This is a genomic window from Paenarthrobacter sp. YIM B13468, from assembly GCF_042788025.1.
GTDB classification, from domain to species: Bacteria; Actinomycetota; Actinomycetes; order Actinomycetales; family Micrococcaceae; genus Arthrobacter; species Arthrobacter aromaticivorans.
This window is the reverse complement of sequence record NZ_JBHZPI010000044.1, coordinates 1-13,634: the sequence shown is the minus strand read 5'-3', so window position 1 is coordinate 13,634 and position 13,634 is coordinate 1. Positions and strand designations below refer to the sequence as shown.

The following is a 13,634-nucleotide window of genomic DNA, read 5'->3' as shown; positions in this document are numbered from 1 at the left end:
ATCAAGGCCAAGGTCCAGATGGGGCCGGAGTTCGTCGGGTTGAAGAACCTGGTGAAGAAGGAAGGCCTGCACACGGTGTGTGAAGAGGCCGGCTGCCCGAACATTTTCGAGTGCTGGGAAGACAAGGAAGCGACGTTCCTGATCGGCGGGTCCGAATGCACCCGGCGATGTGATTTCTGCCAGATCGATACCGGCAAACCCTCCCCGGTGGACATGTTCGAACCCACCAAGGTGGCCCGGTCCGTGCAGGCCATGCAGCTGCGCTACGCCACCGTCACCGGGGTGGCCCGTGACGACCTGGCCGATGAAGGTGTCTGGCTGTATGCCGAAACGGTCCGCAAGATCCACGAACTGAACCCGGGCACCGGGGTGGAGCTGTTGATCCCGGACTTCTCCGGCAAACCCGAACACATCGCCGCGAGCTGCGATTCCAAGCCCGAGGTGTTCGCGCACAACGTCGAGACCGTGCCCAGGATCTTCAAGCGGATCCGCCCGGCGTTCCGGTACGAACGATCCCTGGATGTCATCACCCAGGGCCGGGACTTGGGCATGGTGACCAAGTCCAACCTGATCCTGGGCATGGGCGAAACCCGCGAGGAAATCTCCGAAGCCCTGCGGGACCTGCACGCCGCCGGATGTGATTTGATCACGATCACCCAGTACCTGCGCCCTTCCGAACGGCACCTGCCCGTGGACCGGTGGGTCAAGCCCCAGGAATTCGTGGACCTGCAGCACGAGGCCGAGGAAATCGGGTTCCTCGGTGTCATGTCCGGGCCCCTGGTCCGTTCCTCGTACCGGGCCGGGCGCTTGTGGGCCACCGCGATGCGCAAGAAAGGCTGGGAAATCCCCGCCGCCCTGGCCCACATCGAGTCCTCCGGCACCACCCGCCAGGAAGCCTCCACCATCCTCGCCGCCCACGCCTAAGCCACAGCAAAGGACACCTCATGCTTCCCCTCCGCGTTGAGATCATCCCGTCCGAGGGAATCGTGAACGTTGTCAGCCAGGCATTGCCGACATCTACCGCGATCAGCATTACCTGCCTTCCCAAGCATGGTGTCGGTGCCACACTGCGGGCCGCCGTCCAGCTAAGAGAGCTCGGCTATACCGTGGTTCCCCACCTTGCAGCGAAGGCTGTTGAAAGCCGCGCCGAACTATCCGCCATACTGGGTGACTGCTCGGCGTCGGGCATCACGGAAGTCTTCGCCATCGGTGGCGACGGGCAGCCCTCGGGCTCGTATTCCTCCGGTGGGGAATTGCTGCGCGACATTGCCCAGATAACGTCCGGTGCCATGAGCGTTGGAGTAGCTGGGTACCCCGAAGGGCATCCGGATATCACCCGCCTGCACCTGGTTGATGCTTTGCTTGAGAAGCAAGAACACGGAGCCAGCAAGATCGTCACGCAGATATGTTTCTCGGCGGACAAGATCCATGACTACGTGGCTATGCTCCGCCGTGAGGGTGTGCTCCTTCCAGTCTGGGCAGGTGTGGCAGGCGCCGTGCCTAAGGTAAAGCTGGTCTCGCTTGCCACCAAGATCGGAGTGGGGTCCTCCTTGAAATTCCTCAGCCGCAAGGGCCCGCTTGCCCGGAGGCTTCTGATCGGGGAACGGTACACGCCGGACACGCTCATCCAGGAGCTCTCTGCCCGACTCGGGATAGAGGGAATTCAGCTCTACAGCTTCAATTCCTTGGACGCACTTCCAACGCCGCAACCCGCCGTCGAAGGGCTCCGGTAACCGGAGCTTAAGGTGCGGAATTTCCCCAATTTTTTCGGGAAAAGTAGTAGCAAACTCCATGGTTGGCAAGGTGCCGCAGACGCTGTACGTTTGCCGTAGGAAGGTTACTTAGCAACTGCATCGCAGCGCAGGATCAATGGGGGGGTAAATCGGCGCAGCGCGCTTAGACGCAAGAGGTGTAGGGCCGTGAGGGCAAGCGGGGAAGCTTTCGTTGATCCAGCAGGCGGCGGGGACATTCTCAACGGCCGCTACCGGATTATGGAGCTACTCGGACACGGGGCAATGTCCACGGTCTGCAAGGCGCGTGATGAAATTCTTCAGCGTGAAGTTGCCCTGAAAATCTTTTCCCCGGGCTCAGGCGATGATGGCTTCGAGGAGCGTCAGCAGGCCGAGATGCGGTTGCTGGCAGGATTTGATCACCCCGGTCTGGTGCATATTTACGACGCCGGTGTGGACGCCGGAACTTCCGGCCCGCCGCAGGCCTACCTGGTCATGGAACTGGTTTCCGGAAATAACCTGCGTTCGGTGCTTGCTGCAGGCCCGCTCAGCCTCGCGGAAACAACGCACATAGGCCACGCCCTTGCAGGTGCCCTCGTGCAAGTTCACGGAGGCGGAGTGATTCACCGGGATATAAAACCCGCCAACATCCTGGTTTCGGAAACTCCAGGCCCCGAACGCATAGTGAAACTGGCCGATTTTGGCGTGGCAAGAATATTGGAAGGTAGCCGCCTGACGGCCACCGGAATGACGGTGGGAACCGCCCAGTACCTCAGCCCGGAACAGGCCCTCGGCCGTCCCTTGGCTCCTGCCAGCGATATCTACTCCCTCGGCCTGGTGCTCTTGGAGTGCCTCACTGGCAGGACAGAGTATCCGGGGACGCCAATCGAGTCCGCTGCGGCCCGGCTTCACCGTGCGCCGGTCATCCCTGAGCAGATTCATCACCCCATAGCCGAGTTGCTGAAGTCCATGACGGATCTTGAACCAGACAACAGGCCGACCGCTGGGGAGATCGAAGAATTCCTGGGTCGCCCTTGGCAAGAGGCTTACGCGCACCCGGCAGCTACCGCGCTTTTGCCCCCTCTGCCTGCCCGGGCGCCCGCCGTCGGTGCAGCAACTGCAGTTTCCCCTAGGCTTCATAGAAGTGGGGGAAGGGGCAGGCTCGGGGCCCTGTTGATGGTGCTTCTTGCGGCAGCGCTGGCCGTCCCCCTGGCGGTGGCGTTGTCTGGTCAGGAGCCCTTGCCGGCAGACGTTACATCGCCATCCCCGGTAACCCAGGACTCCAACCTTCCTTCCCCGGTTGGCACCCCGACGCCGGTGATTACGATTACCACCCCTGGGCCGGTGGAAACTGTCCTCATTCCAGGGCCAGTGCAAACCGTTCTGTTGCCTCCATCGGGCTCAGGCAGCGGGCCGGGAGACGCTCCGTCGTCAGGAGAGAGCCAACAGACCAGCCCAACTGAGGTTGCCCAGGAAACCGAATCACCCGAGGTCGTTGAGCCAGGGGACGGTACATCTGTGGGTGGAGGGCCAGGGGGCGGCCAATCCGACGAAAAGAGCCAGAGGGACGGCAAGGGCAAGCGCGGGAACTGAAAATCCGGGCAGGGCATTCTGCAGTGATGCACCTTTGCTGGACCCTCATGAATCGAACACCAGCGCAGTTTTTGCTCAAGATTGGCACAATGTTGGCTCAGTGGCCCCTGAATTCTCCGGATCTCTGGCCCGCAGAGACCTCCCGGGGTCAGGTATCGGGCCTTCAAAAAACTGAGTACTCCGGATCCAACCGCTGCCAGCATGCTCATCAACGCAGAAGGCCAGCGTTGGTGTAGCAAAGCGCGCTATCAGATCGGCACAAAAGCCCCTCCTGCAGCCCGATAACGCAAAGTCGAACCAAGTAGCCCCAAACGCGAAAACTGAGTACTTGCCAGCCGGTTCAGCGTATTCCTGACCCCTTGGTCGGGCGGAAAAGAGGCGTACACCCAAGAGTAGTCACGGTGGCACTGCTGGCTGAACTATTGGGGACATCGCTTCATCCGCCGGAAAAGGGGTGGGTGCTGGGGGTTGCGATGCGGCTCCCCGGAAAACAGATCAACCAAGGAGTCATACCATGCGCAAGCTTTCCAAGAAGAGCCGGATCACCGCCACCGTCGCAGGCGTGGCATTGGTAGCCGTAGGTGGCGGAGCCGCCTACGCCTACTGGACCACCACGGGTTCAGGCAGCGGTTCAGCCGCCAACTCAGCCGGTGGCGGAACTGTCGCACTGCACGCCACCTTCAATGCCGGCCTGACGCCGGGCAACCAAACCAACGTGGCCTACACGGCGGACAACTTGACGACGTCCAGCACGGTAGTCGGAGCCCTGACCGCAAATGTCACCACCAGCGTTCCCGAATGCCTCCCGGCATGGTTCGATGTCACCGCCGTGACCAGCAACTCGACCGTCGCCGCCTCTGCCACGGGAATCTCGGTCGGCAGCGGGGTCCTGAAGTTCAACGACAGCACTGACAACCAGGACGCCTGCAAGTCCGCGACTGTCACGGTCAACGTCTCCAGCCAGTAGCGCGTACATGCCGGGGACCACCTTGCGAGTGGTGGTCCCCGGCTTCCGCATTCCTCCCGCCTGAACGCTTCCGTCCGAAAAGAGCTTCCATGTACCACCGGCCAGAGCGCACCACGCCTTTCCGTCGAGATGGAGTACCACTCTGGGCGCTTTTGCTTGCGCTCGTTGTGGCCCTGGTACCGGCGGCCACTCTCGCTGCAAGCGGTGGGCAAAGCGCGACGTCGGTCAATGCGGGCAAGGCAGCCAAGGGAATTGCGGTGACGTTGTCTCCCTCGAGCCGAAGCCTGGATCAGGGGCAGTCAACCACCTTTGCGGTGTCAGCAACCTCCACCGGTGGGTTCACCGGACCAGTGACGTTCACCGTTACGGGCCTTCCGGCTGGAGCGACAGCCGCGTGGTCGCCGTCGTCGGTGGTTCTGGGATCCGGCACCACCGCGCAGGTGACTTTAACGGTCGCGACGTCCACCACGACGACGGTCGGCAAGTCCGACTTCACGGTGAAGGGGGCCAGTGGCGCCGTCCAGTCGAACGCGGCGCCGGGGCAGTTGCAGGTTCAGGAAGTCAAGCGGACCTTCGGAGTCACGGGATCACTGAGTGGATTGCTGGCGCCTGGGGTGTCCCAGGCAGTGGAACTGCAGATTTCCAACCCCGAGAACAAGAGCATCGCAGTCACCAATTTGACGGTCGCAATTGCGCAGGTTGTGCGCACTCCGGCAGCGGTGGCGGCCAACCTTCCTTGCAGCAGCGCTGACTACCAAATCACCCAATACACGGGAACGTACCCGTTCACTGCTCCTACCGGGCCCAGCTCGCTGACGTCGCTTGGAGTGCCCCAAGGCAAATGGCCCCAAGTGAGGATGCTGGACACGTTGCAACTCCAAGACGGTTGCAAAGGCGCGACCCTCCAACTCACCTACTCCGGGACGGGACAGGCGAACTGACATGAACAAGCTCAGTCTGAACCCCCGCAACGGACGGATCGCCCGCACCGCTGCCGCCACAATTGCCCTCTGCATCCTGGGAGGCGCAGGTACTGCCTACGCCTATTGGGCTACCACCGGAATCGGCAGCGGTGCAGCGATCAACGGGACGATGCAAACAGTGACTGTGGAGGCGCTTATTGCAGGAGACACCCTGCAGACCAGCCTGGTTCCAGGCGGAACTGCGGACGTCATCCTCCGTGCAACCAATCCCAATCCGCATCCGGTGACCATCTACGGAATAGCGGCCAATGGCGCTGTTACTGCGGATGCCGCGCATCCTGGCTGCACCACCACCGGGGTGACCTTTACACCACCTCCGGCACCCTTGGCCCAGCCGGTGACTATTCAGGCAAATACGTCCATCCTGCTGACGCTGCCGGACGCAGCCAGCATGAGCACGGCCTCACTATCTGCCTGCCAAGGCGCCCAATTCAACTTCCCCGTCACGCTGGAGGTACGGAAGTGACCCAGCTTCGCCAGTCCGCTCCGTCATCGTCCCCGACGCGGGTGACGATGGGTGCTTGGAACCGCGCCCTCGTGATCGTGCTCGGCATCCTCCTCGTCTCCTGGGGAGGCCCCGCTGCCACGGCTTTCTGGAGTTCCGTCAACAGCGGCTTCGGCGCGGCCAAGGCCGACGCCGTCGCCCAGGGCGCCAAACCCACGGTCGCCGTTTCCGGAAGTAGCGTGACAGTCACTTGGGCAGCAAGCACGACGGCGGCAGGCAGGTCCGTGACCGGCTACAGCATCGCCCGGTACCCCGTAGCGACCGGGGGCACTGCGGTAGCGGCGACCGGAACCTGTGCAGGAACTGTGGTAGGGCTGAACTGCGTGGACAGCGGAGCCGGCACCGGGAACTGGTACTACACGGTAACCCCGAAACTTTCCCAGTGGCAGGGGGCTGAAAGCACACGGAGCGTAGCTGCCATTGTGGACGCCACTGCACCCCTCGCCCCGTCGGTGACGGCGCCACCATATGTCTACAGCGGAAACGTGAGCGCTGTTCCGGTCAGCGGTACGGCAGAGGCTTTGTCTTCGGTCACTCTGACCGTAACGGGAACGGGAGCCCTGCCCGTGACCCAGACAATCAGCGCCAACAGTTCCGGCAGCTGGACTGCCGCCCCGTTGAACCTCAGCGCCTTCAGCCCAGGGACGATCACGTATTCGGCACAGGCAACCGACGCCGCCGGTAACACCGGTCCCGCGGGAACGGCTACTTCCACCAAGGACGTGAGTTCGCCAACGGTGACGGGGGTCCAGCTGAACAACGTTTCGGGCGGCACCCTCGGCAAGGTGGAGAAGGGAGATTCAGTGACGATAACGTTCTCGGAACCCATCAACCCGACCACGATCTGCAGCGCCTGGGCCAACAACACCACCAACGTGCAAACCCAAGCCGGCAACAACTCGGACAACGTGGTAGTCAACATAAGCTCTACCAACACGTTGACAGTTACAGGGGCTGGTTGCCCAACCCTCAGGGTAGGCAGTGTTGCACTGGGCGGCAACTACACGGGCTCCGCGCTCAGCTTTAGCGGCAATGGCAATAACGCCTCCAGCCTGAGCTGGAATCCGACGGCGCGAACACTGACCATCATCTTGGGTAGCGGAACCGCTGGCGGCAACACGGTTTCCACGTCACCCACGCCCATCCCCAGCTACACGCCGGCATCCGGCCTTACGGATATTGCGAGCAACCCGCTCTCAACCACCACGGTGCAAGGTACAACCTCCCGCTTCTAGCAACAAGTCGTGAGCAACCGATAGTGCCCCTTATTCCTCGTGATAAGGGGCACTATCTGTACGCAAACCCCGAGTAGTACAGCGCCCGGAGCGTAGCCTTGAAGCGGACGCCAGTGCCGCCGTCGTACGTTTTGATCCTGCGACGAAAGGCGAACCGTCCCTTGAAGGCTGTAGCGGAAATGTTCACGATGGGTCCTGGAAACAAGGACCATCACCCGGCTCTCCGTTGCGCTGTAGGTGTCTTTGTTCCGTTGATTACACTGACGCTTTTGGGGCGGCTGGACCTGGCCGTATTTGCCTCGTTCGGTGCGTTTACGGGCATCTATGGCCGCAACGAACCGCACAGCGTCCGCTTCCGAAGCCAGTTGCGTGCTGGCGGTTTCATGCTGCTGATCATTTTGCTGGCCACGCTCATGGCTCGTGTAGCGCAAGCTATTGGAATCGAAGGTGCCGCGTATTCGTGGCTCTTGACGGCTGCTACCACTCTCGTGGCCGGCGGGTGCTCGGTGGTGGTCGCCGCCTGGAGGCTGAGGCCCGGCGGCTCCCTCTTTCACATCTTCGCCTTCGCTGCGATCGCATCCATCCAAGCGCAGCCGCCGCTCGGGGAGGCAATGCTCGTTGCGGTAGGGACTACGATCTTCTGTCTCCTGATTGGTATGTCGTCAAGGGTGCTCAAGACTCACAGGACCCCATGGAAACGGCCGCCCCGGATCCGCCACACCACCCTGGAACGTCGGGCGATCTGGTTGGAGGGCGGTGGATACCTGATTGCTGCCGGCCTTGCGGGGACCATCGCGACTTTGGTGGGGGAGCGGCTCGGCTTCGGTCACACTTACTGGGCCATGGTTGCGGCAGTGGTTCCATTGGTGGGCCATCCGACCCGCCACCGCGTGAGCCGTGGCATCCAAAGAATCGCCGGAACAGTGATCGGACTGGTGCTGCTTGCGCGCATCCTCTGGCTCAATCCTGCACCGTGGGCCATGGTCCTGGTGATCGCAGCTTGCCAGTTCGGTGCTGAGATGTTCATCGCCCGGCAGTACCTTGTGGCGCAGATCTTCGTGACTCCGCTTGCCCTGATAGCTACATTGCTGGCAGCCCCGGTTGATCCAGGCCTCCTGTTGCGGGACCGCATCATCGAAACGGTGATCGGTGCCGCCGTCGGCGTTGCGGTGGTGGTAACCCCAGCTCTCTGGCGGCGCGTGCGTGTAACTGTCCCGGCCGGCTGGACTTAAATCGTAAGTACACATATAACTAGATAGCCAAGATAGTTACTAGGGAATGTGTGGGAGAAGACGATGACAGTCGCATTGCGTGAACCAAGCTCCACACCAAGGGCTGGGAATACCGTTACCGCGGAACGGGTACTTCCAAGCGGCCCGGTCCACTGCGGTTCACACATGGCTATCTCCGCAGGACCCGGCTACGACTCCATGCAGTGGATCACCGTGGAACCAATCTGGCCGGAGTGGGCTTGCAGCTGCGGTTTCAGGATGGACATCGACGCCTTGGATCCAGTCAGCGGCGTCTGGGTCGCTGCGCTTCGCCGCCAAAGCCTTCAGCATGAGCTGGCCATCTCCCAGAACACACTGGCCCTGGCCTTCAAGAAGGCCGTCGACGCCGGTGTCGATCCCCGGGCTCTTGCGGAAGTAGCTGGACTGCCGGCTGGAGAGATCGAAGCCCTCCTTCAGTAACAGGGAAGCCCCAAACCGTCTGCCCGCCCCGTTGTCGGGATAGTTCGCCGCGCAAGCGGGCAGCTAGCAATCAGGCCGACGGCGGCACCAAGTATTGGTGCTGGACGCAGGCCTACGTACGAGAAAAGGGAAACAAATGGGAATCATTGGTTGGATCATTTTGGGTTTGATTGCAGGAGCCATTGCCAAGGCCATCATGCCGGGCAGGCAGGGGGGCGGCTGGATCGCGACGCTCCTGCTGGGAATCGTTGGCGCCGTGCTGGGTGGCTGGATCGGTAGCGCCATCTTCAAGGTTGGCATCAACGAATTCTGGTCGATCTCCACTTGGTTGCTCGCAATTGGAGGTGCGCTGATCGTACTGGTCATCTGGGGATTGGTCACACGCAGGAAGGCTTGATTCAACGAGCTCCGGGAGGCCCTGACGCGAAAGCGTTGGGGCCTCTTTCGTTGGTGCTACGTGCCTCCCAGGATCTGGTCGTCGCCGGTCACAAATCCTCCGCAGCAACACGAGTGGGGCCGCCTTGGAAAGCTCGGATACGCTGCTTTCGAGTTACACCACATCGCACGCTAAGGGTTATCAACGATGCTCACCTCAGCTGTCGACGGCCCTCCCCGCCGTCGGCCGGATCCTGCCCCAAAGAAGACGGCAACTGAGCTCGGCGCGCTCGGGACAGCGTTGGGCGCGTTGGCTTCAGTCATCCTCGCGGGAGCGCTCGCACTTGTCCTCCACACGCTCGGGCAGCAATCGCCGCGGCTCGGCCCTGCGTTTGAAGGCTGGGCTGCTTCGGTCACCAACTCCCCTTTCGCAGCGGTCCGATGGTTCCTTGGCGATATGACGGAGCCCCTGTTCTATAAATCAGAGCTGGCAGCAGGCGGGTTGCTTGCCGGCGCTCTGTTGGCGTGGTGGGCTGGCCGGCGGGGCAAGAACTGGGCTGGCCAGCTGACGTATGGCACCGGGCTGTGGCCGTGGGTGCTGGCCTCGGCGTCGCTTAGCCTGCTGTTGTCCAACGTAGTTTTCGGCCGGATGCTCGACGCCGGATGGCAGCCCACGTTCGTGCCTTTCGTTTGCGTGGCCCCGGCAATGGTCCTGATGTATGGACCCGGTTGGCCGACCTGCCTGACCGGAGCTGTCCTCGGCGCATTCACCATCACGCCCTGTGCGCTGGTGCTCATTCCAACGGTCACCGCGCCGCTGGGACTACCGCCCGTGGTGGCGAACGTCCTTGCGATGTCCTTGGGATCAGTAGTGGCTTTCCTCATTGCCCGGAAATTGCCTTGGCTTGTCCTGCGTAAGCCGGCTCCGCAGCCGGCTCTGAACCCGCAGCCGCAACCCATCCAGCCGCCGTCGGGCCTTAACCGTGTTCTTAAGGACGCAGTGTGGGCGTCGCGACGGGTTCTTTCGGACTTCACTGAGACCCAATTTTTCGCCAACGAGCTCGCCAGTGCGGGCTTGATCCTTGGCGTCGCAGTGGCTTTCGTGCTGAATCCTGCGCTGCCCGCGTACGGTTCCGGCTTGGTTCCGCACATCCTCTTCGCGCAGGCACTCACGTCGGCCATCGGTGTGGTTCTTTGGCGGAGTTGGTTCAGAAACGGCCAGTTCAGCAATGGTGGGTGGGCGGCCACCTACGCGTCACTCGTCTCAGTGGCGCCGGCCGCCGTGCTCGCGTACGACGGCTCGTGGTGGAGCATCATCGGCGGCGCATTGTTGGGAGCGGTGCTGGCTCCTCCCATCGCCAGGGCCATATCGGCCCGGCTACCGGATGGCTTCCATCCGGTCATCGGCAACACCGCGTCCATGGCCATTTCGACGGCGGTAACCCTCCCGATCCTGGGGCTTCTGCCGCACTGACTTTGTCAGCCGGTGACTTAGTCGGCTACCAGAAGCGCTTGCGGTGCCGCCTGCTTCATTCGGGTTTGCAGCCAGCTGAGCTGGACCTCCGTCTCTTTGTGGCACTGCTTGACGACGGCGAGCAGCTCTGCGTCGCGAAGTGCGGAACCAGCTTGATTCACCACAGTCCACGTGACATCGACCAAGCTCGCCAGCAGGTACAGGTCCTGCAGGTCGCGAAGGAGGCCGACAGGACCGCTCCGGGTTTCTGACAGGCCCTGGGCGTGGAGCCGCTCGGGTTCGTGCTCGGATGTGTCCTTGCCATACCGCTCCGCTATTGGCAGGAGGACTTCCTCGTGCCTATCGCACTGCTTGGCCAATGTCTGGCAGAGGAAATGTATGTCGGGTTCCGAGCCATGCCCCTCTGAAACCTGCCGGAACGACTCAGCCAGGGTGGCTTCACCCTGATGCAGTAAACCCAGGTAGATGTTGAGGTTCATTGTTGTTGTCCTGCCTGCCGTGAAGCTCCTGCCTGCCGTGAAGCGGTGGTGTTGGGCGCCGGAGCCGGTCCGTCGCCGTCGCGGATTTTCTCCACTTTCACCGCGGCATTCTTGAAAAGGGGTTGCTTTGACACCGGGTCCCACTCGGTGATGGTGAGTTCGTTTGCTGCGGTCTTCTGCGAATCCTTGGGAGAATCAGACGGGCCGGATGGCATGGTCGAGTCCCAGTATCCGTAGTGGAATGGCGCGAAAACTGTGCCGGGCCGGACGCCGCTGACTCGAGCCGGGGCTTCAATGAGGCCGCGCCGGGACGACACGCGGACGATGTCGCCTTCCGTGATCCCCAACGCTGAAGCGTCTTCCACGGAGAGCTCCACCCACATCCGTGGGGCCGCCGAGTTCAGTGTCCGGGAACGCCCCGTCTTGGTCCGTGTGTGGAAGTGATACGCCGTCCGACCCGTTGTGTACCGGAGCGGGTAGTCGTCGTCCGGTTCTTCGTGCGGTGGATGGTACTTGGTTGTTTTGAGCCAGGCGCGGCCCTTGGGCATCTTGGCCCTGTAGGACTCAGGCTCCACTTCGGCCCCTGTCAGGAGGTCGTGACCATAGTTTTCGCAATAGTCAGGATCGCTGGGAAATACCCCGTCCGTATAGAGACGCGTGGTGCCATCCGGGTTTTCCTCATTGCAGGGCCACGGGATCCCGCTGCCACCACGGAGTTTCGAGTAACTCAGTCCGGTGTAGTCGCAAGGGCGTCCGCGCGAGCAATCTTTCCAAGCTTCGAAGGCATCTTCCGGGCCCTCCCACGTCAACAAGGGCGTGCCGTCCAGGGTGGTGAAGCCCATTCGGTTGGAGTAGTCCAGGAAAATATCCAGGTCGCTGTGGGCATCACCAGGTGGGTCTACGGCTTTGTCGGAGATATGGACGACGCGGGAAGCGTTGGTGAATGTTCCTGTCTTTTCGCCCCACGCAGCGGCGGGGAGGACGACGTCGGCCATGCTCGCTGTCTCGGTGAGATACAGATCCTGCACCACCAGGAACAGTTCAGGCTTGGCCAGAATCTCCCGTATCCGGGGCAGCTCGGGCAGGGAGACCGCAGGGTTCGTAGCCGAGACCCAGAGGAAGTTGATGGATCCTTGCTCGGCGTAGCGGAAGATTTGCATGGCATGGGTCGGCGGTGCCCAGTGGGGGATGATCGCAGGATCCACGTTCCACAGGGAGGCCAGTTCTTCAACGTGTCTCGGGTTGTGCCAATTACGGAAGCCCGGGAGGTCGCCGTCGGCCCCGCATTCGCGGTTGTTTTGTGCCGTCGGCTGCCCGTTCATCTGTAGTAGGCCGGCTCCAGGCCTGCCGAGCATGCCGCGCAGCAGGTGGAGATTATTGACCTGGCAGGAGGACGCTGTGGCCTGTGACGATTGGTAGAACCCCTGCAAAACGGTGGAAAGTACCCGATCCGACGTGCCGAAGATGCGGGCAGCCTTCCTGATGTCGTGGGCGCTGACGCCGCATACCTCGGCAGCAGCCTCGGGCGTCCATTCCTCCACAGTGGATTTAAGCTCGTCGTAACCGAGCGTGTGGTCTTGAATGTAGGCAGGGTCCTCCCAGCCGTTCTGCAGGACCTCCCGGATCAGTGCGTGCATAAGCGCGAGATTGGTTCCTGGCCGGACCGCCAGATGCACGTCGGCAAAACGCGCGGCCTCGGTATTTCTCGGGTCGACGCACACGAGTTTTGGCGGGGTGGGTCCTGAAAGTCGATCCAGGATGCGGGCCCAGAGAACGGTCTGGGTTTCTGGCATGTTGTGACCGTAAAGGAAGATGGCATCGCAGTTGTCGATGTCCTCATACGCGCCGGGCTGGCCGTCTGCCCCAAAGGTTTCCTTGAGCGCGGATGCCGCGGTCGCAGTGCACAGGCGCGTATTTCCGTCCATATGGGGTGTCCCGATACCGGCTTTCCCAATCACGCCCAGGGCGTAGTACTCCTCAAGGAACAGTTGCCCGCTGGTGTAGAAGCCATGGCTGAGGGGACCCTTCTCCTTCAACAGTTGCTTGCTGCGTTCCACGATCCGTTTCATGGCCGTGTCCCAATCAGTGGCAACCAATCGGCCGCCTTCGCGGATCAATGGCTGGGTGAGGCGGTCCTTGTTCGATACGCCCTGCCAGCTTGCGAAAAGTCCTTTCGGCCCGAGTCGTCCCTTGTTGATGCGGTCTTCCGCACGGCCTCGAATGCCCACCATAACCCCGTCTTTAACGGCAATGTCGCAGCCGCAGCCATTGCTGCACAGCACGCAGGCGGACTGGACCCAGTGGTCGACGTCGCGCTCCGTTAGGCCTTCCTGGAGGGCGTAGTCCACGCGGGAGGGCCACTCAGCTTCACGCTCGAACGGCGTCCTCGCGCCCCATATATCGGTAATGCGATCCACCATGATCCCACCTCTGTGTTTAGCGTTGGCCTTTCGCTACAGGATTATCAGCTTGCTTATTATCAGTCCAGAGCACGGCTTCAGGCGGGTCGGAGTGAACCAAGAATTCTTGATCTTTTCCTGAGCGAGTGTTGATGGATTGCAGGAGTGGTTCTTGATCCGGGCCCGGCACAGTGTTTCTTGTC

General features: G+C 61.8%; 14 protein-coding genes. 11 read left to right on the top strand and 3 right to left on the bottom strand.

The features are described from left to right. From lipA to ACFX4T_RS25250, 7 genes are all read left to right on the top strand, one after another. Positions 1-924 (top strand): lipoyl synthase (gene lipA / locus ACFX4T_RS25280; protein WP_377655138.1); only part of this gene is annotated, 924 nt, incomplete at its 5' end. A 20-nt stretch (positions 925-944) separates the two neighbouring features. Next, entirely contained in the window at positions 945-1,733 is a 789-nt protein-coding gene (locus tag ACFX4T_RS25275; protein WP_377655136.1) for a methylenetetrahydrofolate reductase, read from the top strand. Positions 1,734-1,919: 186 nt separating this feature from the next. Beyond that, the gene (locus ACFX4T_RS25270; RefSeq protein WP_308169470.1) at positions 1,920-3,323 is read left to right on the top strand and encodes a serine/threonine-protein kinase; all 1,404 of its coding nucleotides are present in this window, start codon (positions 1,920-1,922) and stop codon (positions 3,321-3,323) included. Between the two features lie 514 nt (positions 3,324-3,837). Beyond that, complete coding sequence (locus ACFX4T_RS25265) at positions 3,838-4,290, top strand: hypothetical protein (RefSeq protein ID WP_216927579.1); 453 nt, start codon at positions 3,838-3,840, stop codon at positions 4,288-4,290. Between the two features lie 89 nt (positions 4,291-4,379). Next, positions 4,380-5,231: a hypothetical protein gene (locus ACFX4T_RS25260; protein ID WP_377655134.1), complete on the top strand. Its 852-nt coding sequence runs from the start codon at positions 4,380-4,382 to the stop codon at positions 5,229-5,231. A gap of 1 nt (position 5,232) precedes the next feature. Next, on the top strand, positions 5,233-5,739 hold the full coding sequence (locus tag ACFX4T_RS25255) for a hypothetical protein (protein ID WP_377655132.1): 507 nt from the start codon (positions 5,233-5,235) through the stop codon (positions 5,737-5,739). After that, entirely contained in the window at positions 5,736-7,013 is a 1,278-nt protein-coding gene (locus ACFX4T_RS25250) for a hypothetical protein (protein WP_377655130.1), read from the top strand. Before ACFX4T_RS25255 ends, ACFX4T_RS25250 begins: the two co-directional genes overlap by 4 nt. Before the next feature lie 52 nt (positions 7,014-7,065). Here ACFX4T_RS25250 and ACFX4T_RS25245 read toward each other — a convergent pair whose 3' ends face one another. After that, complete coding sequence (locus ACFX4T_RS25245) at positions 7,066-7,200, bottom strand: hypothetical protein (protein WP_377655140.1); 135 nt, start codon at positions 7,198-7,200, stop codon at positions 7,066-7,068. On the opposite strand from ACFX4T_RS25245, the gene ACFX4T_RS25240 reads away from it, so the two are divergent. The 4 genes from ACFX4T_RS25240 to ACFX4T_RS25225 all read left to right on the top strand — a co-directional run bounded on the left by ACFX4T_RS25240 (position 7,175) and on the right by ACFX4T_RS25225 (position 10,553). After that, positions 7,175-8,245, top strand: coding sequence for an FUSC family protein (locus ACFX4T_RS25240; protein ID WP_377655128.1), 1,071 nt, complete (start codon positions 7,175-7,177; stop codon positions 8,243-8,245). The two genes, ACFX4T_RS25245 and ACFX4T_RS25240, sit on opposite strands and share 26 nt — an antisense overlap. 165 nt (positions 8,246-8,410) lie before the next feature. Next, positions 8,411-8,704, top strand: coding sequence for a hypothetical protein (locus ACFX4T_RS25235; protein WP_223947291.1), 294 nt, complete (start codon positions 8,411-8,413; stop codon positions 8,702-8,704). Between the two features lie 136 nt (positions 8,705-8,840). Then, positions 8,841-9,101, top strand: coding sequence for a GlsB/YeaQ/YmgE family stress response membrane protein (locus tag ACFX4T_RS25230; protein ID WP_216927603.1), 261 nt, complete (start codon positions 8,841-8,843; stop codon positions 9,099-9,101). Positions 9,102-9,287: 186 nt separating this feature from the next. Beyond that, positions 9,288-10,553, top strand: a complete 1,266-nt coding sequence (locus ACFX4T_RS25225) for a hypothetical protein (RefSeq protein ID WP_377655126.1) — start codon at positions 9,288-9,290, stop codon at positions 10,551-10,553. 17 nt (positions 10,554-10,570) lie between these two features. Here ACFX4T_RS25225 and ACFX4T_RS25220 read toward each other — a convergent pair whose 3' ends face one another. After that, the gene (locus ACFX4T_RS25220; RefSeq protein ID WP_377655124.1) at positions 10,571-11,032 is read right to left on the bottom strand and encodes a hypothetical protein; all 462 of its coding nucleotides are present in this window, start codon (positions 11,030-11,032) and stop codon (positions 10,571-10,573) included. Further along, complete coding sequence (locus tag ACFX4T_RS25215) at positions 11,029-13,452, bottom strand: molybdopterin oxidoreductase family protein (protein WP_377655121.1); 2,424 nt, start codon at positions 13,450-13,452, stop codon at positions 11,029-11,031. Before ACFX4T_RS25215 ends, ACFX4T_RS25220 begins: the two co-directional genes overlap by 4 nt. Between the last annotated feature and the right edge of the window lie 182 nt (positions 13,453-13,634).